Below are 25,164 nucleotides of genomic sequence, written 5' to 3'. Positions count from 1 at the left end.
AGCACACAGTATAGGAAATAAAGGGATCATGATGTTGAGACAAAAGATACGTGCTGCCGGGGGCATTGGCCTGTTGTTATGTTTGCACGGTGCCGTGCCGAGCGCATATGCAGATAACCCCACTACCATCATACCGCTGACCGGGCGGGTGGTGGCTAACACCTGTACCTTTAATAATGCCAGCCAGACCGTCACCTTGAACAAGGTAAGCCCAGTGGATTTTCGAGATAGCAGCATCAAGGCAGCGCAGAATTTTACGGTGGAGATCACCTGTAGTGCGGGTATTTCAACGGTGCAGATTGTCCCTACGGGGCAGGCCGATGCCATAGAAGCAACGGCTTTTGCCAATAGCGGGGGGGCTGAAAATGTCGGGCTGCGTTTGTTGAGTAGTGACGGGCTAGTACTGACCCCCGACGGTAGCAAGGGAGTTTCTGTCACTCCCTCGGGCGGTAGCGGCAGCTATACGTTCCAGGCCGGGTATGTGGCCACAGGCAGCGTCAGCGGGGGCAGTTTTACCTCAATGGTGACAATGTCCTTTAACTATAGCTGATCCAGAGCAAGAACACGCAGAGTCTCAAAAGAGAGTGAGATGATTATGCCCAAAATATAACTCGATTCTTATCACTGACAAGCCATACGGACAGGAGGAAAAAGCCTGGGTTCGTTGGCTTGTCACTATAAACCATACAATCCATCGGCAGTGATACTTGCGGCTTTATGAGCAGCTTTGTACGGAGAGTCAATTAACGCTATCCGTGCTAGTGCGAGAGTAATCCGGTGGGAATGATAACACCTACTGCACGCTCCGAGCTCACGCCTCGGGGGGGACCCCACAATGAAAGCCTACTACGCCCTGATCCTCATCTCGATAACTGGCCACACCTCTACTCTCACGTGCTCCTTCGGGGGCGGCACCGGATTCCCGAGAGGCTCGACCTACACCTCCACTCCCGCGTTCAATATGTTGATCGGAACCACGGCCGGCTCCTTTCCAATGGTACGTGTATACGAAAACAAAGCGAATGGGTGGAGCTGCACTCCCGCGGACTGTACCGTCGTCACGATGTCAATAAAAGACACGGCAGGACGCGAATACGGTCCGCTCGTGTACCGACCAGACATCTCAGTCAGCGCATGGGTTTCGACGATCCCAGTGACAGCTGTCCCCACCACCCTCACCGCACAGGTACAGTATCGAGTTACACCCGCGGACGGTTCGACTCTTCTTACCAGTAGTCCGATCAGGACTTCCGTGGGCTACGCAAGGCCCGACAACACCATCGTATCTAACCCCGCATATGAAAACAAGGACCCTGCTACCATCCCCAGCTCCTCCGCGACTTATCAGGCGCCCGACCGACACGATTTTGGCGACCTCGTCATATCATCGAACGGGATCCCCCTCGTCCTTCCACCGGCTGCACAGGGATCCCTGCGTGCAAGTCTATTCTGGACAGGACCCACCGGGACTGCCATGACTGGGGTCGTAGGGTCAGGAACCCCTCTAGCTATTCTTCCTGGTGCGGCTACCCCCATTGATACTGCTGGTCAAAGCCTCCAAGTCGATCTCCGCACCGATGAAACCGCATCTCCCGGCCCTATATCTGGCAACCTCACTTTAACTCTTACTTGCCCGTAGGATGACAGTACCGGATTTTTAGCTGACTCAGTGTGCGGGAGATCAATAGTCGCTCTCGCATCCTTATGAATCCCATATCAAAGTAGACCTATAAATATTCTGAATCATAGCTTGCCACCCGATTGGGAAACGGCTTACCACTGGGTATGCCAGCGCCGCCAACACGCCCCCGCATCAGCAGATATCTGGCATCTACGCCATCATTGGCCAACCCTCTGCAAACCGTTGTTTAACACCGTCACTACGGGTAAGTACACACTCTCGCCGATGCAAGTATTTAGCAGCCTGGGGCGCAGTTGGGTGCAATGGAGTGCGCAGGATGCCTTGGTGCTGAAGTGGGTGACCTTACAAATAGCCGATCGGCTTCCCGTACATACCCATTGTACCCATCTTAAAGGGCACGGGGGGGGCCAGAAGTCGGTATCGGCTATCTGGCAGCAGTTGCAATCACGCCAATACCACTTTGTCTATCGCACGGATATTCGCGGCTATTATCAACACATACAAAAACCCCAGGTGCTCTCATTAGTGAAACAATGGGTCAAATGCCCTGTCCTGATCGACCTGATTACTCAATATCTTTACTACAGCGTCGAAGACGGCGGGGAATTCTATACGCCAGAAAAAGGAATATGCCGTGGATGTGCGTTGAGTCCGCTGATCGGTGGGAGTTTGCTTTATCATGTCGACTGTTTTTTTGCTGATGATAGCCAGCTGTTTTACACCCGGTATATGGACGATTTTTTGTTTCTGACGCCTAAACGTTGGCCGCTGCGCAGCGCCATCAAACGGTTGTATGGCTTTTTTGACCTTGGTGGTTTTGAACGTCACCCCGATAAAACCAGAATGGGGAAAATCGAACACGGCTTTGATTGGCTGGGTGTCTGGTTTACTCCCACAAAAACCACTATTGCGCCGCGCGCATTGGACAACCATGCAGAACGCTGTCGGCAAGTTTATCACCGTGCGATGCAAATCGGGCTATCCCATGAGGCTGCCGTACACAGGGTGAGTGAATATAAGCAACGATGGGAACGTTGGGCGGCCAGCATGTTACCCACCACCCAGGAATAATTTATAGCCTCGTGCTGATCATAAATCTGTCTATTGCATTGAAAAGTTGTTCCAGCTGTAGAGTAAGTTCATCCATTTCCGATTGAATCGATGAGCATTCAATCTCAGCCTGTAAATACTGTTTTAGCGTATCACAGCGTTGAACTATCGCTGTGGCACCTAAAATCTGCACGGTGCCGGTGAGCCGATGTAAAGAATGTTTGGCGGCAGTCGGATCATGTGATGCAACAGCATGCCGAATGCCCAAAAGATCATGTTCACTTTCATGTTTGGCATGCAACAATATCTGAGACATGAGTGCCGGATCACCCATTGTCAGTGAATAGAGCGTGTCCATATCAATAATGCTATCCAATGCATGGTTTATCGCCCGTGGTTCGACCGTTTGTAAAAGGTTGCCCAGTTTCTGTAGATTGATGGGCTTAAATAACAGCAAGTCCAGGCCAACCTCCAGGCAGCGGTCTCTCTCCTGCTGGCTGGCATTGGCGGTTAAACCCCAGATAACCATTTCGCTATCAAATGTGCGTATCTGCTGGGTAAGTTCGACACCATCCAGATGCGGCATATTGATATCCGTGATCAGCAGATCATAGGACTTGCGATTGATGGCTATCAGAGCCTGCATTCCGTCGGCGGCCTCATCCACCCGATAACCCAGATTGGCAAGTTGACGGCTGATCAATACCAGGTTCGTTGGGTTGTCATCAACTACCAACACATTTACTTTAGCCTCGTGGAGGACAGTAGCGATATCGGGGAGGGGATCGGCTCGGTTGCCAGCAGTCACCTCTGATAGCTGTGTGGGTACCTCGAGGGTGAACGTGGTGCCCTGACTCGTCGAGTTTGATATGAAAATACGGCCATCCATCAAGCTGATGATGTCATGGCATATCGATAAGCCAAGACCTGAGCCTATTTTAAGTTTACCTGATGATGTTTGGCTAAAGGGTTGGAATAATTTTTCTTGTTCATCGGCTGGAATGCCTGGCCCGCTATCCACAATGCTTATTACCAACAGGGGAGCATCGTTATCATTTGAGGCCAAGCTGGCCGTGACGCTGATGCCCCCGTGCTCAGTAAATTTAATCGCATTACCGATCAGATTGGCCAACACCTGACGCATCGCTTGGGGATCAAACCATAAATGATGTTTTTCGGTAACATCATTTCGTTGTAAAATATCCAACCCTTTTTTAAATGCCAAAGCATCAAACATGGTGACCGTGGCGGTTAATAATGAACCAAAATCTACCCATTCTGGATGAATATCAAAGTTACCGCTGTCAATTTTTTCTATATCCAGTATATCGCCAATAAGGCTCAGCAAAGACTTCCCTGTGGCGTAGGCTAATTCAACGTTATTGTTTTTATCCTCTGCATTTTTGTTTTCAAGCCGAATAAGTTCAAGAAACCCGATGATGGCACTCACTGGCGTACGGAGTTCGTGACTCATTCTTGCCAGAAACTCACCTTTTGCTTGCTTGGCTTCGTTTGACTTCGCTGATTCGATGAGCAGCGCATCCGTGAGTTTTTTTGATTCGGTAATGTCTTTCCAACCACAAATCAACAACGGAAGCGTACTTTCGCTGGTTTCGAAGAGTGTGAACCAATGGATGACATTGCGGTCCTCGCTGCCGTCATTAATTTGAGTGTTGTACGAAATAATGTTTCCTTTAGTCAAACCCGATTCAAGGTCTTGACGCATTGAATTAAAAAGAGGAAACAGGGGGTGCGTGCTTTCTGAAACAGAGCTGCCTGTCTCAAATTTCGTGTCAGTAACAAAAAAGGACGAGAATGCAGGGTTGAATCGGGTAAGTTCACCCTCCAGAGTAATGACATACAGGGGCAAAGGGATCGATGAGGACAGTGTAGAGCTAAAGTTAAGTTGTTGTTTAAGACTACGTTCTGAATTTTTTCTCATCCTGATTTGCTTGAGTAGATACACACCCCATAGAAGACTGCTTCCAATCAATAAAGCAGAAAAGAAAATGACCAGATAGAATTCATTTTTATAGAGATCCCAAGTATCGACCTGAATGTTTGGCATGGTTAGCCATTTGTTTGACAGCCTGCCAACCTGTTCTTTAGGAGTATCATCCAGCACTTTGTTCAACAAGTCCCTCAATTCATACGCGTGCCTGGGTACGGCAAAGGCGATGTTCGCATAGGGGACGTCGGGTATGATGTAATAATGAAGTTCACCTGGGTTATAATGCTCTATATAATATTTCGCAGAGAGTTTGGTTGATATCGCTGCGTCGACCTCGCCTTTAGCCAACTTGTTGATCGCTATACTGGTGTTTTCAACCTCAATGAATTTTACACCGGGATGCTTTTTTTCTAACATTGACATTATAATGTGATGTGATGGGATCGCTATTGTCATCCCCGGCGTAAATTCAGGGGGGGTGTCTTCTTTCACGACGATAACAAAAGGGGTCGACAAAAACGGGCGTGTGAAAAGTACTTTTGTATTCCTTTCGCTGCTGTATATGACTGCTGGGTGTAAATCCCAACGTCCTTTATTGACGACTTCAGCAATATCCTTGTTGGATTTTGCAACGACAGGCTCAAAACTGATCCCTGTTTTTATATGGACCAGATCAAGCATATCCCCCGTGACACCACGTATATCCAAGTTGGTATCGACCATGGTAAAGGGGAAATGGTAGGGATTTATGATGATACGTGCTTTCTTATTATTCTTTATCCAATTTTTTTCTTGCACAGTCAGTTGCAATGGGCCGCTATATAATGATATGTTGTCAGGGCCCACCCATGATGTTATTATTTCTCTGTGTATCTTAGGTGTTATGGAATCAATAAACAAGTTGATAACACGAAGGAGTTCGGCGTTATCGTTACTCATGATAAATGAAAGATTCAAACTATCATTATTCCAAATCTTTATCATATTCAATGATTGCTCAAAGTCCAAAAAGAGAAAATTACTGGCCTCAAGATTATTGCCTAAATAGAAGTCACTTTTGCCGTTGTCAACAGAGGCCAGTGCATGAAAAACATCATCAAATTCAACTATGGTCGCATTTTTAAATAATGAATGGATGAATTTTTTATCTGGATAGCCTCCTGAAACAGCCAGGGTAATACTGCTGTCGGTATGGAGCGGCCTCATTGAATCAATTTTTCTGGTAATTAATGATGGATAGGAATAGAGTAGTGGTTTTGAGGCGATGAGTGAAGGATCTGTTACATCTCGCGCCATTGAAGAAGGGAGTGCCAAATCCACTTCACCGCGTTTAATCGCTGAGGTTGCCATTGCTTTAGATGTGAAATATTTAATTTCCACATTTATTTTCAGATTGTTTTTTAATAAGGTAATATATTCTGAGCTTATTCCATTCAACACCCTTGATTCATCAACTGACGATATCGGTGGCCGTAATGGGCCATATAGGCCTACGGTCAATATTCCCTTTTTAACCAGCCACTGTTGGTCAGTATCGTTCAATTTTACTTCATTAGCAGCGTAATCGCTGTGTTCGGGAAGCAAAAATGTGCTGGATCGAGAGCCATGAGAGAAGAGTAAAATAAATATAAATGATAATAATAGGTATTTAGACATAGCGCTAGCCTATGCCATTGGCTTTTGAAAATGCATGTAGCTCTACCAGGTTGGAACAACCTAACTTAGCCAACAGTCGGCATTTGTACGTGATGACCGTTTTCTTGCTGAGGTTCATCTCGTCAGCAATTAATGCAAAATCGAGCCCTTTCAATAAGTAACGCATGACTATAATTTCTTGCTTTGAAAGAGAGTCAAGCATCTCTTGCTCTGATGACGTAGAGCCAATGAATTGGTTCAACGCGAATGGGAAGTAACTGAATCCCTGGGTTGCCGCATTGATGGCAGAAATGATATTTTTCATATCCTGGTTTTTTGGAACAAATGCATGTGCGCCGGCATTCGCGCTCCGCTTGTTGTTTAATAAACTATTCTCTGATGAAATAATAATAACAATGCAATGATAGGCCTTTTTTCTAATGATGTCAGTAACTTCAATGCCGCTTCGCAAGGGGAGGTCTACATCGATAATGGCAATGTCAGGCTTATGTGTCTCAAACAATTTTAACCCATCGATACCATTTTCTGCTTCGGCCAGTACATTGATATTATTAGCTTCCATCAATGCCTTGATTGCTATGCGAGCCATGGGGTGATCATCTATGATTACAACTGATAACTGATTGTTCTGGTTCATTAATTGAATTTCCTAAAGTGTTGTAAATAACGTTTTTTATCGATTTATTTTATTATGATGATGGACATGGGCAACTCGTTGAGTGAAGTAATAAAAAATTAATTATGTACCATTAAAAGTGATGGGCATGTTTAATATGTATATCGTTTATGATAGAAGAGTTGTCAAGTAAAAGGCATGGCGTTGAGATTATTTTTTCAATCCATGATCTACTCGCGTAGTCACTAGGCAATGCCAATCAAGGAAATTTATGTTAATTGTCTGATTTTAATAAAGATAGAGATGATGAGCCGCTATTGTGTTTCCGATGTTGTATGTCAGTACATGTCGAGCGATCTCCGCGCCCTAGGCATTTCTATAGTGTACACAGCGAAACTCTACTTGGGACCTGACGGAACCGAGGTCTTGTTTTACAAAACGTGATCCTTATAAAGGATACCCTTTAATCTGAAAGATATCATTAATTCTTCTAACGCCGAGTTTTTTATAAGCGTTGCTTCTTTGTGTGTAGACTGTTTTCACCGATATGTTGAGCACCCGTGCTATGACTTGAGGTTGTGTGGTGCGAACTGTTTCAGCTATAATGTAGTGTTCCCTTGTCGTTAACTCTGAGGCGCATCGCCCAGATATGGTCTTGCGCGCGAGGCTTTTCTTTATGGTTGATAATATTACGTCTACTGATGCATTTTCATCAATGACAGCGATGACGTTTTTCACTGCACTCATTATTAAGTGAGGTGAAGAGTTAAGCAAAATAACCCTTGCTTTATAACTGATAGCGAGGACGTCGGAAATCCACAGAGGATTTGTATTATCAACATGATAAATGACGGTGTCCGTGAGCAACAACTCCTTTCCCAAACTCGAGAGGGCGTTTGTTGACATCTCCATCGGGTATTCTGTTGATTCAAGGAGATGCAGTAAACCCAGTTTCAAGTAAGCATTTTTCGTTATGATATAAATCATCTGTAATTATCCAATAGTGTAAAGTTTACAATCATCCCGGTTGAAAAATAACAATGAGGATTTAGTTTAAAGGCGTTAATATGGATAATGAATTCGATACACTTTTAAAAGTGGGCCTCCTTGCTTACGACGTTCTCGTTATCGATTTCCTGCACTAAATCCCATAATGGGTCATGATAAGCTGTCGACGTAGATGTCGACACGTCATTAGATACTTCTTTGGTTTCCTCATTGGGCCGTGTAACGGTTTTGTCTTCTTTGTTGTGCTCATTGGGCTTGTTCATTGTCCCTGAGGAGGTGTCACAGGAAGCCATCGTGGTCACTTCTGTGATCTCAGTAGATTGTCTGCCTTTATCACTTTCCTCACTTGAAACATCGGTCGGTTCGACAGTTGTACCAACCGCTTTATCCCATAGGGAATTTGGATGTTCTTCTTCGTCATCATGACGCAAACGGTGTACATCTGTGGGGGGAGATACGATACTGGTTGTTGCTGAGGACGTCATTGGCCACCCAAGTCCTTTGCGCGCAACAATGGCTATCTCATCTACGGCAATATTATTCCCTTGCTGCGCGGATTTATGTAACCACTCCAGCGATTTTATGTAGTTCCGTTCCCCCCCCATGCCTTCGCCATACATATAACCCACTTCATATTGAGCCATCATATGTCCATGGAGAGCGGATCTTTCAAACCAAAATAATGCTTTTTTATCATCCCGTGGCAGTTTCGTGCCTTCTTTGTAAAGTATGGCCAACTCATATTGTTCTTCTGGCGATCCGTTCATGACGGACTGTTGAAACCATCTCTCTGCTTCCGCCTGATTGGGATTCACTCCCATCCCTTCGCTGTAGATGACACCTAAATTATATTGTGCATCTCTGTTACCCTTGTTGGCTGCCTTTTCAAACCAATAACGGGCCTGAGAGTAGTCTAATGAGTTTTTTTCGCTGTCTGAATATATTACGCCCAAGTTATATTCAGCCTCAGTGTTTCCACCCTGAGCCGCTTTAAGTAGCCATTTTTTGGCTTTTTCCACATCTATGCTTGTGTCATTCCCTGTCGCATAAATGACACCGAGTTGCGTTTGCGCCTGAACGTTGCCCATGTTGGCCGAGTCTATTACCCTGTCCAGCGGGGAGGCATCGACTTCAATGCACGCACTCAGCAATAATATCATCATCCATATAGAGTTACTGGTCATTTTCTTTTTCACGATAATTGAGTTTTAAAAATAATAGCAAGTCCTCTCAATGAAATATATAGGAACATATTGATGGATTGTGAAGTACTAGGATTACGTCTGTGGTCGCGTCTCGCCTCGTCTGTGCCATTGAAGACCTGACAACCATCGAGTTGATTTACTTGATAACCTGCCCTACAGCCTATTTCGATAGGTTAAGATACAGGTATCCGATCCAACTGCCAGGTATAAATCCGTAATCCAATGATGTGATTACGGAACGTAATAGGTACCTCAACGAGGTGCTGAATAATAATTCTAAACTTAACCCTGAATAATGTGCAATACTTCCTGGCTAACAGTCTTATCCAATAAAACTCTGATTTAGATGACAGCTTCAAGCTCGTCAGCAATTCGCATGATTTTTGACCAGTCCGAATCACTGTAACGGTGTCCTTCAATCTCAAAAGAGACCTTAGCATTGTTCATTGCGGACTCTGCGATTGAACGACGGCTTACGGAGCGGGAACCCGCATTAGGACCTCGAATGTACACAGTGACCTTGCCAGAAGAACTGCCACGTGGGGGCCGAGTACTCATTTTGTCTCTCCAGATAGCATGGATTAAAGTATGTCGATCAGTATATCCCTCGGCCAAGAAAGTTGGTAGGTGCAACAGTCACTATGACTAAAATGCAGGGATGACAGATGTGACCGTTGCTGTGCCTTCCGTAATCATTCCCGCACGACGGGTGATCCCAGAGAATAACGACGTCGACATGGTGCCCCTTCTTCCCGGGGCAGTTCAGGCGGCAGAGGTTGGTGTTTGGCCACCTGCAGTTTTTGTGCTTTAGGTTCAGGCAACAGGGTAGTCAACTGCTACGTTGTGGTAGACTTTTGTCATACTGAAAAATCAGGATGAGTAAAGCTATGCTCCGATATGAGTTGACACCAAATAATGCGGGATTTGTGCTATGGGGCGATTCTGAAGCCCTGGGCGAATTGTACGAATTAATACATTATATCGTGGATGAAAGCCCTCTGGTCAGAGTTAAAGATGGCTTTATGCTATCTCTGGCTTATGATATTCGTAAAGCACGTGAGGGTTGCCGTCGGGTCGAGCAATATCAGCATGAACATCACGATACGTATAAACTTTATGGCGTTGAGATTTTGTGGCCACTGGTATTACTTCAGTCAGCAATCCTCAGAAACTCAATGGGTTATGTTCAGATGGATAAAAATCAGCTATCCGTCATGTATGCCTTTGAATATCTTCTGCAAACGGCTTTAAAAGAGTTAAGCCCGACAACTTATGATGACATCATAAAAATAGCCAAATCTGCGTCAGGATCTGATTTTAATTTCATTGAGGATAACATTGACAATAGGTGCTGCTATTTTATTAACTTGCCTCCTGAGCGAAGAAAAAAGCAATTGGTAAACATTCTTCATTCCTTTGACTCCTTATGGGGTAAATATGTCAGTGAAAAGCAGGACATAAAAATGCTGAGTGAGATGAACAGTACAGAATGGCTCTGGCCGGACGATATCATCTGGTGAGCAGCAAAAATATTAGAGCCATCCTGTCGGTGTCAACGGGGCTTTTTACCAAAGATATCCTCTGAGCGTGTCTGTAACTGTTTCAGTGCCTCAAGCATGTCATCTTGATCTAGTGAACGCTGAGATTTTTTCCCCGCAATTTTGGGGCGTCGCCGGGAAGGTCCATCTCCCGCAGGAACGGATTGTGAACGGGTATTATCCCGCTTACTCTGCACCAGGCTGATGAATTCCAGCGTTCGGCCAAGGCGTTTGTTATCAACAATCGCACCCTGATCGATTTCTGAAAGCCGGTCGTAGGTGGAGTAGGGAAGTGCAGAGCCATTCAGACGCAGCTCTTTAGTATCATCAGGATAATGATAAACCTCAATGTACTTACCAATTGCTCGACGACTGAACTCACTATCCTCGATCAGATATAGCATTTTATCGTACTGTAATGTCAGTGATTTGGATACCCTACGGCCTTCACGAACAGAATAAATGAGGTTCAGATCTTCATCATGTTCAACTGCACGATGTACATCAAAGTCATGTCGCGGTACTTTGCCAAAACGGCGGTTATAGTCGGTCATATACGCTTCAGCAAAGTCATTTGCCTCGTCCATCGAACAGATATTCTTGAGCCGTAATTCCTTGACGAGTCGATCCTGAAGCGTCAAGTGTGCACGCTCAACACGGCCTTTGGCTTCACTGGTATTTGCACAGAGAGTCTGGATATTTAGCTCGTGCATAGCCCGACCAAACTGAGTGTGGCCGTCGCCGCCGGTGGCGTTCTTGTTATTAACACGAAAAATCCCGGCCTTGTCACTGTATAACGTCAGTGGTTTGCCGTGTTTTTCGATATAGCTTCGGGTTGCCTCGAAATAGCTGAAGGTGGATTCCGATTTTACGAACCGCAACTCCATGATTTTACTCGTTGCATCATCCACATACACCAGCGCGGTGCATTTCGGCCCGCGTCCTTCAAACCAGTCAAGGTCACAGCCGTCAATCTGAATCAGCTCGCCAGTGCAGGGTCGCCGGTATCTGGGCTGATGAATTTTCGGAGGACGCATTTTTCTGGGAACCCATAAACCAGCGTTGATCATCAGCCTTCGAACAGTCTCTTTCCCCAAGACCAGCCCGTGAATTTCTTCGAGTTTTTCTCGCGCCAGCGTTGGCCCAAAATCAGGGTAGTTTTTCCTTATGATCTCCAATACCTGATCAGTAAACCCCTTAGGAAGTAAGCGATTGCCGGGATTTCCTCGGCTACGATTGTTTATGCCAAGCGGACCGTGTTCACGGTAGCGTTTAAGTAATCTACTACAGTGACGGGGCGTGATCCCGAGATGCTCAGCGGCTCGGCCAGGCGTGAGCCAGCGGTCAATGACATCCTGTAGAGTTTTGATGCGATTAATCTCTTTCACAGTAAACAGTCCTGAGCTTTCTGCACTCATGGCCATTTCTCCAGGCAGTTTCTTTTTTTACCCCCACAGTAAAAAGAAAGTTAACCCCCGAAAGACAACCATAGCGCAGACATTTGGATTGAGCCAGAATTAGACATTAGCATTGAGCCTCTACAACCTCGGTGCGCATAATGTATATTATGTTAAATTGACTGCGGGGTTAGTAAGTCCATAAGCCACATCCATGCTCCGATAAATCAATACATCAGAGTTTCAGACTTCCCTCTCGTTTCTTGCGTAAGATACATACAGAGTACATTTTCTTCATACCCATGATTATTGTAAGGCCAATATCTTGTATTCACTGAGTCAGTTGGTTATCTCCGACTGTTCCTGATGGAGATGGGAACCTGTATACCATTGTTGAATCCCCTCAGATAACACAGACTGTGTGGACAATTTTACCATCCGGCTCATCATTCATTGTCCACACAGTCTGCTTCGCTACAGGCCGTGAAATTCTTTTACGAACTCTGGCAACAAAAGTGCCTGGTCACCGACGTCAGTGGATGTTAATGGATATTAATCCACTGATTGCCATTGAGGAAATGACAACATTTTTTCACTACCCATCGTTTGAACCACGCCGTTTTTTAGCAGCCACCTGCCTGTTTTGCCCCGTAGGTTGCTTGGTCAACTGTGTATTTGTCTCCGGCACTTGAGGAAAGTTGCTGAATGAGGCCTTTGCACGAGAAGCCCATCATACTGAGATACTGCTTCGCAGATTTCACCGCCTCCTGGTTCCAATCAATGTTCAGGCTGTCCACTGCTACCGTAGCGTCAGAAATCTTGTAACCATCCCCTGCATCCGATGAGAGTTGCTGAATAAGTCCGTTCCGTGAGAAGCCTGTCATACTGAGATACTGCTTCGCAGATCTAACGGCATTATTTTGTGGTCCAGTCAAATCTCCCGCCCATGTGGGCGTAGTGACAAACAAAGCGGCAGTCAGTACTATCTTCAAAAAGTTCATTGAAATATCTCCATAACCCATACGGCGCCTCTAACGCCCTCGAAACTCTTGCCTCGCGGGCCAATTCTACAGGGGCCGCGTGTAAAAGGGAAAATATCCTAAAGTTACGGGCATCTATAACCATCGTAGGATACCTCCGACGAGATTGGCATCGTTGCGCGTTGCCGAATGATGGAGTTGAACCTCTAGTGATTGGATTACTGGCAAAAGCTGTACAACATCGTTCAAAACGCCCTCCTTTTTTGATCGCGCTACGTGAAATCTGAGGACTAATGGCTGTCATTACCCAGCAGATTTCAACAGAGGAAGCCTTTCGGCTGCGCCGAATTGACTAGCAACTCGACGCAGATTTGGTTACTAAAGGATTACGCGTTGAGCAGTTTTTCAGCCGTCTCTTTCACGCTTGCCAGCAGGACTTTTACGTCCTCCAGGCAAACCGTTGGGTTCAGCAGCGTTAGCTTCAGACATGTTACGCCATCTGCTTCCGTTACCCCAACGTTGGCGCTACCTGATGCCAACAGAACATCGCCGATACGCTGGTTCAACAGCGCGATAAATGCACGATCGTCGCTTTTCGGGCAGAAACGGAACAGTACGCTTGCCAACTGTGGCTGCATAACCAGTTCCAGATGCGGTTGTGCAGAGACATATTCAGCCACTTTCTGTGACAACGTAACGCCGTTATCAATGATTTCGGCGTACTGCTTTTTACCCAACGCTTCAAGGCCCATCCACAGTTTCAGGGCATCAAAACGACGTGTGGTTTGCAGTGATTTTGATACCAGATTCGGTACGCCCTGCTCTTCGTCAAAATCAGAGTTCAGGTACGCCGCCTGATAACGCATCAGCTCGTAATGGCGTGCGTCTTTGAGCAGGAATGCACCACAGCTGATGGTCTGGAAGAACTGCTTGTGGAAATCCAGTGTCACGGAGTCTGCAGATTCCAGGCCGTTCAGGTAGTGGCGATACTTCTCAGAAAGCAGCAGCGCTCCGCCCCATGCGGCATCAACGTGAACCCAGATATTTTCCCGTGCTGCCAGCGCGGTGATATCCTCTAACGGATCAATCGCACCTGCATCGGTCGTACCGGCGGTGGCCACTATCGCCATCACCTGCTCACCGTTGGCTTTCGCCTGCGCCAGTTTGGTTTTCAGGTCAGCGATATCCATACGCGAGAACGCATCGGTTTTCACCTGAGTGACTGACTGGTAGCCCAGCCCCATCAACGCCATGTTTTTTTGCACGGAGAAGTGCGCGCTTTCGGAGCAGAACACTTTGATTTTGCTCAGATCGCCCGTTAAACCATGCTGCTGAACGGAGTGCCCCTGACGCGCGAAGAAAGCATCACGCGCCAGCATCAGCCCCATAAGGTTACTTTGGGTGCCGCCACTGGTGAACACGCCGGCATCACCGGCGCTGTAGCCTATCTGCTCGCGCAGCCACTCGATGAGTTTGATCTCAATGATGGTGGCTGACGGGCTTTGATCCCAGGAGTCCATGCTCTGGTTAGTGGCGTTGATCAGCACCTCTGCTGCCTGGCTAATCACCAGGCTCGGGCAGTGCAGATGTGCCACACATTGTGCGTGATGTACAGAGAGGCTGTCCTTGAGGAAATACTCAACCGCACGCTCAATGGCGGCCTGGTTACCCAGGCCCTGAGAGGTAAAGTTCAACTGGATGCGCTCACGCAACTGGTCGACGGTTTTCCCCTGATACATTTCAGGCTGCTTTAGCCATTCGATCACGGCTTTGCTGCTCTGCTCAATGGCATCCTGATAGGCGGCGATACTTTGCGCCGAACCGGAGAGAATTGGGTTGTTATCAGACACGATAGTTAACTCCGATTAAACCGGCTCCATGCCAGTGGCCAGCAAGGCGTTTTCAAATTTATCGAGGAAAATTTCCAGCTCAGCGTCGGTGATCAGCAGTGACGGCAACAGGCGCAGTACGCAACCATGACGGCCGCCTCGTTCCAGAATCAGACCGGATTCGAAGCATTTTTTCTGCAGCAGTGCCGAAAGCTCGCCATCCGCCGGATAGCACCCCATGTGATCCTGCGCTTCGTTAGGCTTCACGATTTCAATGCCGATCATCAGGCCCAGACCGCGTACGTGGCCGATAACCGGGTAACGTTTTTGCAGTTCGGCCAGTTTGCCTTTCAGCCACTCGCCCTGGGCGGCAACTTTATCCGCAATGGCGTTGTCTTTAAGGTGCTTAAGCGTGGTCAGACCGGTGGCCATTGCCAACTGGTTACCGCGGAATGTTCCGGTATGGTGGCCTGGCGCCCATGCGTCAAACTGTTTTTTGATGCCCAGTACGGCCAACGGCAAACCGCCACCGACAGCTTTAGACATAACGATGATGTCTGGCTCGATACCTGCGTGTTCAAATGCGAACAGCTTACCGGTGCGTGCGAAACCAGCCTGGACTTCGTCGATGATCAGCAGAATTCCATGGTCTTGCGTGACTTTACGGATGCGTTGCAGCCACTCGGCCGGAGCTGGGTTCACACCGCCTTCGCCCTGCACCGCTTCGAGGATCACCGCCGCTGGTTTGCGTACACCGCTTTCAACGTCGTTGATCAAGTTATCGAAGTAGTACGTCAGAGCTTTAACGCCAGCGTCACCACCGATACCCAGCGGGCAGCGGTACTGATTCGGATAAGGCATAAACTGCACTTCCGGCATCATGTTGCTGACGGCTTTTTTTGGTGACAGGTTACCGGTTACGGAGAGCGCGCCGTGTGTCATACCGTGGTAGCCGCCGGAGAAACTGATGATGCTTGAACGGCCAGTTACTTTTTTGGCCAGTTTGAGCGCGGCTTCAACCGCATCAGCGCCAGACGGACCGGTGAATTGCAGGCAATACTCTTTGCCCTGGCCCGGTAATAAAGAGAGTAAATAGGAGGAAAATTCGTCTTTCAGAGGTGTGGTAAGGTCCAGCGTATGTAACGGTAAGCCGCTGCTGATGACACTTTGAATGCTTTGAAGCACGTCAGGATGATTATGACCCAGCGCCAGAGTCCCGGCGCCTGCAAGACAATCAAGATATTGATTATTTTCAACATCAGTAATCCAAACACCCTGCGCTTTGGCAATTGCCAATGGCAGTTTTCGTGGATAGCTTCTGACGTTAGACTCAAACTCGGCCTGTCTTGCTAAAAAGGTATCATTGCTTTGTGGTAATGAACTAGCACTTAAAGTATCAATACGGACTTTATCCGTCATCATATCACTCCCACAACCTCGGGTATTATTAACGCCGGGTTGAATAAAAGGTTAAGGGGATTACCTGTAAAAACGCGGCCAATATATATTATTTTAATGGTGTACTCAATCATTTGTTTCAACATGCAATTATCCCATTAAAGTCAAGAAATAACAATAAGTTACCTTTCGTTGTGCATTGATTTTTGTTACCAATATCGAGCAAAGCGTTACGAATGCCCAGATTGCACACAACGTCACGAAAACCATCGTTTTGCTATGGTTTTATTCTTTTGTTACACGATTTTACCGTTAAGAATGTTAGGTATTGGCCTGTAAGGCATTCTTTTTCACTGATTTATTGCGAAATAAAATAAAAATGTCGATCCACTAAGATAAATCACTTACTATGGCGCGCTTATTTTACTCTCCGTAAATAAAGAATTAATGCGCATCACACCGGTAACGCGTAAGAGGCAATACACGTTATCGACAACAGGAGGCTTTCCTGGGTTGTCATCAGAAATGTTCGCGGGCGGACATTTCGTAAGGCGAAGCGTGCTTCCCTTATGCCGAGAATGAAAATTTTCTAGCCATTTTTTATGGCGCCCTGATATGAGATTGTTATGACACGCATTTATCCACAGTTCGTCGTTGCCAAATTTGGCGGTACCAGCGTTGCTGACTTTGACGCGATGAATCGCAGTGCCGGTATTGTTCTTGCAGATGACCACGTTCGTCTGGTCGTGTTGTCTGCCTCCGCTGGGGTCACAAATCTATTAGTCGAACTTTCTGAAGGGTTGGAAAGTCGTGATCGTATGGATAAAATTGATACCCTTCGCGCTATCCAGTACAACATTATTTCCCGCCTGAAAGCGCCGTTGGTCATAGGCAAGGAAATCGACCAACTCCTTGAAAATATTGCCCGCCTTGCCGAGACGGCATTTACAATGCCTTCCACGGCGCTGAGTGATGAACTGGTCAGTCATGGCGAGCTGATGTCGAGCCTGTTATTTGCTGAAGTGCTTCGTGAACGTGAAGCGCAAGCAGAATGGTTTGATGCCCGTAAAGTCATTCGAACCAACAACCTTTACGGCTGCGCCGAACCCAATATCAGCCTGGTGGAGGATCAGGCAGAAGCCCATCTGCGGCCGCGTATTGAGCAGGCGATTGTTATCACCCAGGGTTTTATCGGCAGTGATGACGCCGGGCATACCACCACGCTGGGCCGGGGCGGCAGCGACTACACCGCCTCCCTGCTTGGGGAAGCATTGCAGGCCGCACGTGTCGATATCTGGACTGATGTGGCCGGGATCTACACCACCGATCCGCGCATTGTGGCGCAGGCCCGGCGTATTGACCATATCTCCTTTTCAGAAGCCAGCGACATGGCTGCTTTTGGTGCGAAAGTGCTCCACCCGGCGACCCTGTTACCCGCGATGCGGAAAAATATCCCGGTCTTTGTAGGGTCCAGCAAAAATACCGCTGCCGGTGGAACGCTGGTTCGCCGTGAGACAGAGAATCCGCCACTTTATCGTGCGATTGCCATTCGCCGTAAACAGACGTTGTTGAGATTGCACGACCTGCATACGCAACCTGCATACAGATTCTTTGCCGAAATGTTCGCGATTCTGGCAGAACATCGGGTTGATGTGGACCTGGTTACCACCTCCGAGAGCTGTATAGCGCTAGCCCTGAATTCCACGGGATCCACTTCGGGAGAAGATCACACCCTGACCACCGCGCTGCTTACCGCCCTCTCTTCTCATTGCCGGGTCGAGATTGAAACCGGGCTGGCCTTGGTCACCTTGATTGGCAATCAACTCCATCGTGGCGCAGGCGTATGCCGGGATACATTTGTGGATCTGGATGAGTATGCCGTGCGTATGATTTTCCATGGCGCATCCAATGATAATCTTTGCTTCCTGCTACCAAGCGACGTCGCTGACAGCGCGGTCGTAGCGCTACACCGTAGGTTATTTGAGTAAGTTAAATCGGGGCGTTTGCACGCCCCTGGCTTCAATCCTCGATCGGCTCGCCGCTCTCTTGAGACGATTGCAGCCATGCCCCCCCAACCTATGTGGATCTGACCTTACGGCACCTATGACTCCATAAACATCCGTACATAACCACTTTTCAATTTAGACTACGCAGAGTTCTCTAATCGTTGTTCTTTCGTCTTTGTGAGTAATCCCTGAGCGCTGGATAGGGATCCTCTCTCACTGATCCTGTGCTGGGCTGGCGAAGCCATTTTTCCCAACCCGTTGTATCCTCTTTTTCGTTGATCTCACTAGTGAAATCCTCTATCTCACAGCTGTCGAGTTTCTCTTCCACTCTGTGTTTACGTCGGATAAAGGATGCCAACTGATCTTGGTCGAACGTGCCTTCAAGATACGGGTAGGTAATGGTCATCTCGGCATTATCCTGCTCCTGCAATAATGAATTTACCTGACCAAAGAGACGATCCACTCGTCCGTTGCGCTGTTCGTTATCACCAGGAGTCCATGCAATCCCATAGTGATGAATCTGATGACACTGCAGATGCAGATTAACCCCCTCCTGAAACACAGAGGTTGCGACCAGTACATTCGGATAAAATGGTGAGTTGAATCCGACAATAAGCCTTTCACGATTGGACGTCTCACCGCTGGCATACCAGGCAGGACTATTCAGACTCGACAGTTCACGCCAGCTATACTCCGCGTTTGCAAGTGGCTGACCTGCAATTTTTTCGCAAAGGGTTTCAAATGTTTCTATTGCCGCGATGAAATATCGCAGCATCAATGAATCTTCCAGTCTCCTTTCAACCCAGCGGGTGAACAGCCGATATCTTCTTTGAACATCACCATCCTGCTGCTTCTGACTGAATTCAGTGTACCAGCAATACAGTTCTGTCATGACAGGGCTGGCAAAGAGGTAACCGGTTCGTAAGTAAGTGGCAAAGTTTTCGAGTATTGCTGCTCCGTCCGCTCGCGAGAGCCAGTCTTCAAGTTTGTTACGGCAAGACGTTGGTAAATACTTGAACATCATTGCCCAGGCCGTAGTTAAAGGGACATCATACAGAATATGCTCTGGCGAACCAGGCAGTGGTCCCATCAGGCGAGCATCACGGGCTGCATCGGCATACGTATCGCGTTCACGCCCGCCAACAAGTCCACGGTAGTGGAAAAAATACCCCTCGGATTTTCCATCTAAGGCAGGCTCAAGGAATAAAGAAAACAGATTTTCCGGCCGGCGGAATCGCAGACTGACGTTGGTACAGTCAGTGCGCTTTTGCCCGGTTTTCTTTACGACAAAGAGTTCAGCTATTTTGCTGGAAAGCTTTAGCTCATTATCCGGGTCGTGATCCTCAATAAACGTATCATCAGGGATAAAATCATCTGCTTCAGCACGTTTAACCCTGCCATGCAGGAGGCGAGCAAATTCAGACCGCGACCACCCCGATTTACGCCATGCTGCAAGCGACTCATCAGGCAGCCCCCACGCAGACACAATACGCGCAGCAAATATTTCGTCATAACTGGCGTTGACCCGCTGGGTGATTTCACGCACAGAAGGGATGCGGCGTACAAATACCAAGTGTTTGAATGTATGTAACATTTCATCAGGGTCAAACAGCCTCGCCGGCGAGCAAGCATCGATCAGAGCATCATATTTTGGATGATCCGGAAACCTGTGATAGACATCATTAAACTGACGCGTCAATGCCCCGAGAAGTAATGTATCTGGCGCATGGTAAAAGGCGTCCCTTTCGCCATCGTCTGATATCGGCTCTTTGTCATAACCACCTGTTGATTCGAAACCCTCGAGGTAACCATACATGTATGCCCGGTTGCCACCCTTCTGTTGTTCCTGAAGATGTTGAACAAGTTTTTTCTGGTAGAGAGCAAAAAAAAGCTCAGCATCCTGCCTGCCATCAAAAGTTGCCGGTATAGCACGTTCCCGACGGTAATGATGCTTACTGTAACTTCCCCCTTTACCCCGCATTTTTCTCAGCCGTCTTATCGCATAAGTTTCCATCAGGCTTCGGACATCATCTGGACTAAAACGCTCATGCTTGTCAGTAAAGTAACTCAGAATGTCATACACATTACGCGTGGAGGAGTGATTAGGTGTTGCAGTCAGAAGCAACGTTTTTTTGGCAAGCGGTGTATCCTGTCCACCAAAAAAAGCGGCGGCAGCGGCGGCGCGTTGGGAATCCCCGTTTCGGTTACGAAAATAATGTGCTTCATCGACTATGATCAGATCAAAGCCACCTTTCATGGACTCCGTTATCTGTTTGCGGTATCCCGCACCAAGCTTTGCCGCTGATTTGCGTTTGTCTCGCGAGCTCTTGTCTTCAACCAACCCACTCAGGGCATGGATCGTGGTCAGATAAAGTCGTCCCGGACTCGCTGTGATATCGAGCGTAAGATCTTCAATCCGGCCGTGGAATGAGGGCTTGTAGAGGTGCTTACGCTCTTTAGAAAAGTCCGGTGCCTGCCCGGCACGATAGTGCTTATCCACAAAGGTTGTAAATTCTATTTCCCAGTTGTGACACAGCGTTTTATTTGGCGCCATTATAAGAATTCGGGCAGTTGGCTTTTGACGCCAGAGCATCAACATCAGACCGATCGCCTGATAGGTTTTCCCCATTCCCACTTCATCAGCGAGCAGCCCTACACGAGTTCTGGACAGAATATTCCATAAACCCGCAACACCTTCAGCCTGCTTTGCCGCCATACTCATGTCGCCCGAACGATACTGCCATAAAGGGTCCGCGGCATCGAAATTCATCACAGCACTGACATCTTCCGGGGATATTGTTTTATTCATTTTACCGGCCATAACAGCACTCCTCCCTGATAATATCGAGGTATACCATACTTGATGGCTTCCCCTTCAGCACCGGCGTCTGTACGTGCAACTTTGCCCACATATGTTTTGTAACCTGAACAGAGGCGTTTTTCTCAGCTTGACGAAGTTTATTCATATGTTTCTTCGCGGCTTTCACAAGGTTGTTCACCTCACAGGCAAGAAACCAACTGAAGACCGAATCTGGTTTCTGCTCTACCACCTCTGCAGTTTTTTCTACCAGTTCAAGCAAACAGTCAGGGTCGCTGAAAAGACTCCGATATAGCCGATTGGCATCCTTTACTTGTGATAGCCAGCTAAGTCTTTGCTGCATGGCATGAAACAACCGGAAATAACTAGTCGGGCTTATGGATTCGGGTATAGGCTCCCTAACCTCAGCGCTATCATGAGTAGAAGCATCCCGTGGAAGTAAATTATCGTGTGATGTTACTCCCGAGGCACTGACATAACTGCTCAGAAGATCGTCCAGTGAATTGAATCGCATACCACGGCGGTGTGCTGTTCCTGTCTCGGTGATAATCCCCTGCCAGTCAGGTTGATCTTTACACCGGATGGTGTAGAAATGGCTGCTGAGCAGCACATCTGAATGGGTCGGGAAAAGCGGGGGCATACGTTTGAGTTCTTTTGCTGCCACTGTCCACAAGAGTGTCTGTGGTTCGCGGACCCCAGGAAGAATAAGCTGGTAGCTCTCCGTGGGCTTATCACTAAACCACTGCCCGGTTATCGAGTACTGGCAGGTTGTCCAGTCGAAACTGACATCAAGATCAAAAGGTGGCAATAGCGGAGGAACGAAATCTTCTTCGCTCAGTAACTCATCACTGGCAAAATTATCGCTCGTAACCTCCTGGAAGTCTCCGCAAAGCGTAACCGAACGAGAAACTGGGTGGACGATACCGGCTTCAACATTCCAGAAGGTATCATCTAGACTGCTGAACCCCGGAACGGTGAAATTCCATGAACCCGTTGCGAGACGGCTGTCTTTTTGGGATTTTGCGAGCCAGAGTTTAGCATGAACCATGACAGTACGTTCATCCCTGAGAACTGGAGAAGAATAAAAACCTAAACGTCCATTCTCTATTAGTTCCTGTGTGCTCTCACTCCAGGGCGTTCGTATGCATCCCTGGAGAAGGTCCGGAACAAGTTCAATTTTTAACTCCGGGTCAGAGAATGCGTTGATGAAGCGAGCAAGATCGCCAGAAAGATAGGGAGACCAGACACTCAGCGTCTCGATCTTTCCTTCTTTTTCAAGAGCTTTCCTGAGTGTTTCGCCTCCGAGACTGTGAATAAACGACCAACTTGTATCTTTGCCGCAAAATGTACAACCTTTTTGAAACTTTTTTCTCAGCCCTTCATCAAGTTGAGTAAAAAACGTTTTAATTTGTTGATACTGTTCGTTAGAAGCAACACGACGAAAATCAACGGCCTCAACATTCCGCCCCCATCCGCTAAGAGTGAGATTAGCGCTCCCGGCACCGACTATAATCTCTCCCTTTTTGTTCTCTAGGTAAAATACCTTTGGATGAAAAAGGCTATCCGTGTCATGAAAGCGCTTGGCATTTGTTTTTTTGCTGCGAGCTAACCCTCTCACTGAGACTGGATATACGGCAATAGAGGTTCGCTTTGGTTTCTCTTTAGCGAGCATCCGTGGATCACAGTAAATGCGAAAATCGATACCACTGTCGGTTAGTGCCTGCTGAAGTCCCTCATAATCCATTCGACTTATTGGTGGATCTGTCTTAAGAATAGCCGGTAGCACCCAGTTTTCGACAAACGCAACGTCAAGATTAAATGTAGTTAGCCACACCCGTTTAAGTTCGCCAAGCTCCTTAATTTGCTGCCTGAAAGTTGACATCAGTTTCATGACACTTCTCCCCACAGCTTGCTAAGCATGTGTCTGAACTGAGGCAAATAATAATGATTAACCCAGTCATCGTTTTTCCTTTGCCCTGACAGACTGAATGGAGAAACCTGGAGTGACAGAACATTGTCATTCAGCGTCATCCAGGAAAACTGTCCTCGTACAGCCATAATGCTGCTATGGTATCCAAGAAGCTCAGCCACCTGACTCTCTAGTTTGGGTTCGGCGGCAACCTCAAGTAAGCGTTGAAACCTGTATTTAGGCGTGCCGGTAAGAGATTGAAGTAACGCACAATTTTCCTGTAGCTGTGACGCCATACGGGGCAGAGTATCATCACTCAAACCTCGTGACTGCCAAAATGCTCTGAACTCGGCCAGTGTTTGCTGACTTTGTCTCTGCAGGCCACGGAACATGAGATCAACCAGTGAAAGGAATGGCTCCGCCTGAATGATATGACTCAAGGTCAGACGTTCATCTTCATCAATATCCTGCTTATTATCCGTTTCACGCCATGCCAACTTAAAGATTTGAGCTGCCGTATATTCCTGCTTGGGTTCGAGTTTCCGCTCACGTTCAATCACCCGATAAAGAGCTCCAGCGGCATTCCGGTTAAGTCCGGTCATATTCAGCCAGAAATCACGGCTGTATTGTCCCACGTACTCAGGATGACCAAATGCCTTAACATACAATTTTCTCAGGACATCAAAACGTGAATCGAAACGTGGTGACAGGTCACCGGCGCGTGATGCCTGCATAAGGTTGCTTAGGTAGTCGTGAACTGCCTTATAGAGTTTTCTCAACTCAGGGACTTTTTTTATTAGCGACTCAGCGGCCTGCCATGGTTCTTTACTGCCCGGAACATCATAACGATAATGAGTGTCAAAAAACTGCATATCCATCATTGGCGATTTATAACGACCATTCGTTCCGAGGGCTATCTGATTTGTCAGGAGACAACATTCAGATTCGTGACCAAAGCGAATTTCAGGATGCTCCCCCTGAGACTCCATACGTCGTCGTGCTTTCAGGATACCCAGTACCCCGGTCAGAGTGACTCCCTGGCGTTCAGCCAGGAGCATCGACCAGATATAGATATTTTCAAGATGTATGAGGCAAGCAAACCTGAAATCACGATCTTGCTTACTGGCATACCGCTTTTTCATCGCACCCGATATCTGAAGCCTCTCATTGTACATAACGTCACGCATCACAGCATGATGCAACAGGTTGAGCGTGTACTGACGTACATCATTTGCAATGGAAGTTATGCGGCGGTGGAAAATACCTTGTCCCCAGGCAGACCAGATCACCAGTTGCCCCAGCGGGTCAATGTTCAGCTCACCCGTTAGTGATTCGTCGTACTCCGTCAGAAAATTATTTATATACATAATGTTGTATCAATTGTTTGTGCCTGAGGGGTAGCAACTCGCCATTCGTGCGCCGTCGGAACCCTTTCCTGTACCATGGCCCTTCGCTTCGCAGACTTGATGGTCGTTGGGGCGCTTCGCGCAGTACTCCACAAGGCGAGTAAGAGTCGGCTTGCTTCCTGCGAGTATCAAACCTGTTGTTCCACCGGCAGAAAACCCCAAAAATCCTATTTGATCTTTATCAATATGTGGTGCAAGCATCGAATCTTTGAGAGCAGCCGACAAAGCAGCAGATATCTGCAAGGGGCGTCCGTAGATCGCGCTAGTAGCCCCGACTCGACTCGAATTCTGAAAATTATCGCCCGGATGGGTCACGCTTACGACGATGTATCCTTGCTGAGCGAGGGTTGTGGCCAGATCATGATGTCCCCACATACTTCCCATGTTTCCATGCGAAAGCAGAATCAACGGATATAAATCGCTCCCAATTGAGACCGATTTGGACGCTGAAATCTGATAGGGACCGATGCTTGTAACCCCCGAGGGCCCAGAACTTGGAAAGAACACCACCGTTTCCATTGGGTGATGATCAATAGGGTCGACAACTGCAAGCTTTTTGATCCCAACGCCATTAAGGTTTGCGGCATTCGCACCTATAACATATAGCATTAGCAACAATATTACCGGCATGAATTTAACGAGAATATTGCTAAAATCCGGTATCCTGGCATAACCTAGTAACGCCATGTAAGTCTCACAAATCCTTTTTGATACATGAGAGTATCATAATGTACAGAATACGATTCCTGATACCT

Annotated in this window: 16 protein-coding genes; 4 read left to right on the top strand and 12 right to left on the bottom strand. The window is 47.4% G+C overall.

The genetic code is table 11. The features are described 5' to 3' along the window. Nucleotides 1–28: 28 nt before the first annotated feature. Together ACX9GU_RS14090 and ACX9GU_RS14085 are read left to right on the top strand one after the other, a co-directional pair. Nucleotides 29–550, top strand: coding sequence for a fimbrial protein (locus ACX9GU_RS14090; RefSeq protein ID WP_473191946.1), 522 nt, complete (start codon nt 29–31; stop codon nt 548–550). A gap of 1,416 nt (nt 551–1,966) precedes the next feature. Further along, nucleotides 1,967–2,713 (top strand): reverse transcriptase domain-containing protein, encoded by a 747-nt coding sequence (locus ACX9GU_RS14085; RefSeq protein ID WP_473191945.1) that lies wholly within the window; start codon nt 1,967–1,969, stop codon nt 2,711–2,713. A 1-nt stretch (nt 2,714) separates the two neighbouring features. Here the strand turns inward: ACX9GU_RS14085 and ACX9GU_RS14080 are convergent, their stop codons facing one another. The 4 genes from ACX9GU_RS14080 to ACX9GU_RS14065 form a co-directional block, all read right to left on the bottom strand. Next, nucleotides 2,715–6,299 carry a response regulator gene (locus tag ACX9GU_RS14080; protein ID WP_473191944.1) on the bottom strand — a complete coding sequence of 1,195 codons (3,585 nt, stop codon included), beginning with the start codon at nt 6,297–6,299 and terminating at the stop codon, nt 2,715–2,717. Nucleotides 6,300–6,303: 4 nt separating this feature from the next. Then, complete coding sequence (gene evgA, locus ACX9GU_RS14075; RefSeq protein ID WP_473191943.1) at nt 6,304–6,936, bottom strand: acid-sensing system DNA-binding response regulator EvgA; 633 nt, start codon at nt 6,934–6,936, stop codon at nt 6,304–6,306. Between the two features lie 426 nt (nt 6,937–7,362). Next, nucleotides 7,363–7,902 carry a helix-turn-helix transcriptional regulator gene (locus ACX9GU_RS14070; protein WP_473191942.1) on the bottom strand — a complete coding sequence of 180 codons (540 nt, stop codon included), beginning with the start codon at nt 7,900–7,902 and terminating at the stop codon, nt 7,363–7,365. A gap of 104 nt (nt 7,903–8,006) precedes the next feature. Next, nucleotides 8,007–9,107: a tetratricopeptide repeat protein gene (locus ACX9GU_RS14065; protein WP_473191941.1), complete on the bottom strand. Its 1,101-nt coding sequence runs from the start codon at nt 9,105–9,107 to the stop codon at nt 8,007–8,009. Nucleotides 9,108–10,015: 908 nt separating this feature from the next. Here ACX9GU_RS14065 and ACX9GU_RS14060 point away from each other — a divergent pair. After that, nucleotides 10,016–10,648, top strand: a complete 633-nt coding sequence (locus ACX9GU_RS14060; RefSeq protein ID WP_473195185.1) for a DUF6904 family protein — start codon at nt 10,016–10,018, stop codon at nt 10,646–10,648. Between the two features lie 32 nt (nt 10,649–10,680). On the opposite strand, the gene ACX9GU_RS14055 is transcribed toward ACX9GU_RS14060, so the two are convergent. The 4 genes from ACX9GU_RS14055 to ACX9GU_RS14040 form a co-directional block, all read right to left on the bottom strand. Continuing rightward, nucleotides 10,681–12,084, bottom strand: a complete 1,404-nt coding sequence (locus ACX9GU_RS14055) for an ISNCY family transposase (RefSeq protein ID WP_473191940.1) — start codon at nt 12,082–12,084, stop codon at nt 10,681–10,683. A 602-nt stretch (nt 12,085–12,686) separates the two neighbouring features. Continuing rightward, nucleotides 12,687–13,064 carry an Ltp family lipoprotein gene (locus tag ACX9GU_RS14050; RefSeq protein WP_473191939.1) on the bottom strand — a complete coding sequence of 126 codons (378 nt, stop codon included), beginning with the start codon at nt 13,062–13,064 and terminating at the stop codon, nt 12,687–12,689. A gap of 365 nt (nt 13,065–13,429) precedes the next feature. Beyond that, the gene (locus tag ACX9GU_RS14045) at nt 13,430–14,893 is read right to left on the bottom strand and encodes a pyridoxal phosphate-dependent decarboxylase family protein (protein ID WP_473191938.1); all 1,464 of its coding nucleotides are present in this window, start codon (nt 14,891–14,893) and stop codon (nt 13,430–13,432) included. 15 nt (nt 14,894–14,908) lie between these two features. Then, nucleotides 14,909–16,294 carry a diaminobutyrate--2-oxoglutarate transaminase gene (locus tag ACX9GU_RS14040; RefSeq protein ID WP_473191937.1) on the bottom strand — a complete coding sequence of 462 codons (1,386 nt, stop codon included), beginning with the start codon at nt 16,292–16,294 and terminating at the stop codon, nt 14,909–14,911. A 602-nt stretch (nt 16,295–16,896) separates the two neighbouring features. Between ACX9GU_RS14040 and lysC the strand changes: the two genes are divergently transcribed. Next, nucleotides 16,897–18,258 carry a lysine-sensitive aspartokinase 3 gene (gene lysC / locus ACX9GU_RS14035; protein ID WP_473191936.1) on the top strand — a complete coding sequence of 454 codons (1,362 nt, stop codon included), beginning with the start codon at nt 16,897–16,899 and terminating at the stop codon, nt 18,256–18,258. 172 nt (nt 18,259–18,430) lie between these two features. On the opposite strand, the gene ACX9GU_RS14030 is transcribed toward lysC, so the two are convergent. Genes ACX9GU_RS14030 through ACX9GU_RS14015 form a run of 4 tightly spaced genes read right to left on the bottom strand, consistent with a single transcriptional unit; the run spans nt 18,431 to nt 25,096 of the window. Further along, the gene (locus tag ACX9GU_RS14030; RefSeq protein ID WP_473191935.1) at nt 18,431–21,097 is read right to left on the bottom strand and encodes a DEAD/DEAH box helicase; all 2,667 of its coding nucleotides are present in this window, start codon (nt 21,095–21,097) and stop codon (nt 18,431–18,433) included. Further along, nucleotides 21,087–22,985: a hypothetical protein gene (locus tag ACX9GU_RS14025; protein WP_473191934.1), complete on the bottom strand. Its 1,899-nt coding sequence runs from the start codon at nt 22,983–22,985 to the stop codon at nt 21,087–21,089. The genes ACX9GU_RS14030 and ACX9GU_RS14025 overlap by 11 nt, the downstream gene beginning before the upstream one ends. Further along, the gene (locus ACX9GU_RS14020; RefSeq protein WP_473191933.1) at nt 22,982–24,370 is read right to left on the bottom strand and encodes a hypothetical protein; all 1,389 of its coding nucleotides are present in this window, start codon (nt 24,368–24,370) and stop codon (nt 22,982–22,984) included. Before ACX9GU_RS14020 ends, ACX9GU_RS14025 begins: the two co-directional genes overlap by 4 nt. 9 nt (nt 24,371–24,379) lie before the next feature. Further along, on the bottom strand, nt 24,380–25,096 hold the full coding sequence (locus ACX9GU_RS14015; RefSeq protein WP_473191932.1) for an alpha/beta hydrolase family protein: 717 nt from the start codon (nt 25,094–25,096) through the stop codon (nt 24,380–24,382). Nucleotides 25,097–25,164: the final 68 nt, after the last annotated feature.

Source organism: Serratia sp. K1WW1 (genome assembly GCF_055790865.1).
This window is presented reverse-complemented; position numbering and strand designations above follow the sequence as displayed.

Coding starts and splice junctions, on each gene's coding strand:
- ACX9GU_RS14060 (WP_473195185.1), top strand. CDS start 10,016: ATGCTCCGATATGAGTTGACACCAAATAATGCGGGATTTGTGCTATGG.
- ACX9GU_RS14065 (WP_473191941.1), bottom strand. CDS start 9,107: ATGACCAGTAACTCTATATGGATGATGATATTATTGCTGAGTGCGTGC.
- ACX9GU_RS14090 (WP_473191946.1), top strand. CDS start 29: ATGATGTTGAGACAAAAGATACGTGCTGCCGGGGGCATTGGCCTGTTG.
- ACX9GU_RS14015 (WP_473191932.1), bottom strand. CDS start 25,096: ATGGCGTTACTAGGTTATGCCAGGATACCGGATTTTAGCAATATTCTC.
- evgA (WP_473191943.1), bottom strand. CDS start 6,936: ATGAACCAGAACAATCAGTTATCAGTTGTAATCATAGATGATCACCCC.
- ACX9GU_RS14050 (WP_473191939.1), bottom strand. CDS start 13,064: ATGAACTTTTTGAAGATAGTACTGACTGCCGCTTTGTTTGTCACTACG.
- ACX9GU_RS14020 (WP_473191933.1), bottom strand. CDS start 24,370: ATGTATATAAATAATTTTCTGACGGAGTACGACGAATCACTAACGGGT.
- ACX9GU_RS14025 (WP_473191934.1), bottom strand. CDS start 22,985: ATGAAACTGATGTCAACTTTCAGGCAGCAAATTAAGGAGCTTGGCGAA.
- ACX9GU_RS14030 (WP_473191935.1), bottom strand. CDS start 21,097: ATGGCCGGTAAAATGAATAAAACAATATCCCCGGAAGATGTCAGTGCT.
- lysC (WP_473191936.1), top strand. CDS start 16,897: ATGACACGCATTTATCCACAGTTCGTCGTTGCCAAATTTGGCGGTACC.
- ACX9GU_RS14040 (WP_473191937.1), bottom strand. CDS start 16,294: ATGATGACGGATAAAGTCCGTATTGATACTTTAAGTGCTAGTTCATTA.
- ACX9GU_RS14070 (WP_473191942.1), bottom strand. CDS start 7,902: ATGATTTATATCATAACGAAAAATGCTTACTTGAAACTGGGTTTACTG.
- ACX9GU_RS14055 (WP_473191940.1), bottom strand. CDS start 12,084: ATGAGTGCAGAAAGCTCAGGACTGTTTACTGTGAAAGAGATTAATCGC.
- ACX9GU_RS14080 (WP_473191944.1), bottom strand. CDS start 6,299: ATGTCTAAATACCTATTATTATCATTTATATTTATTTTACTCTTCTCT.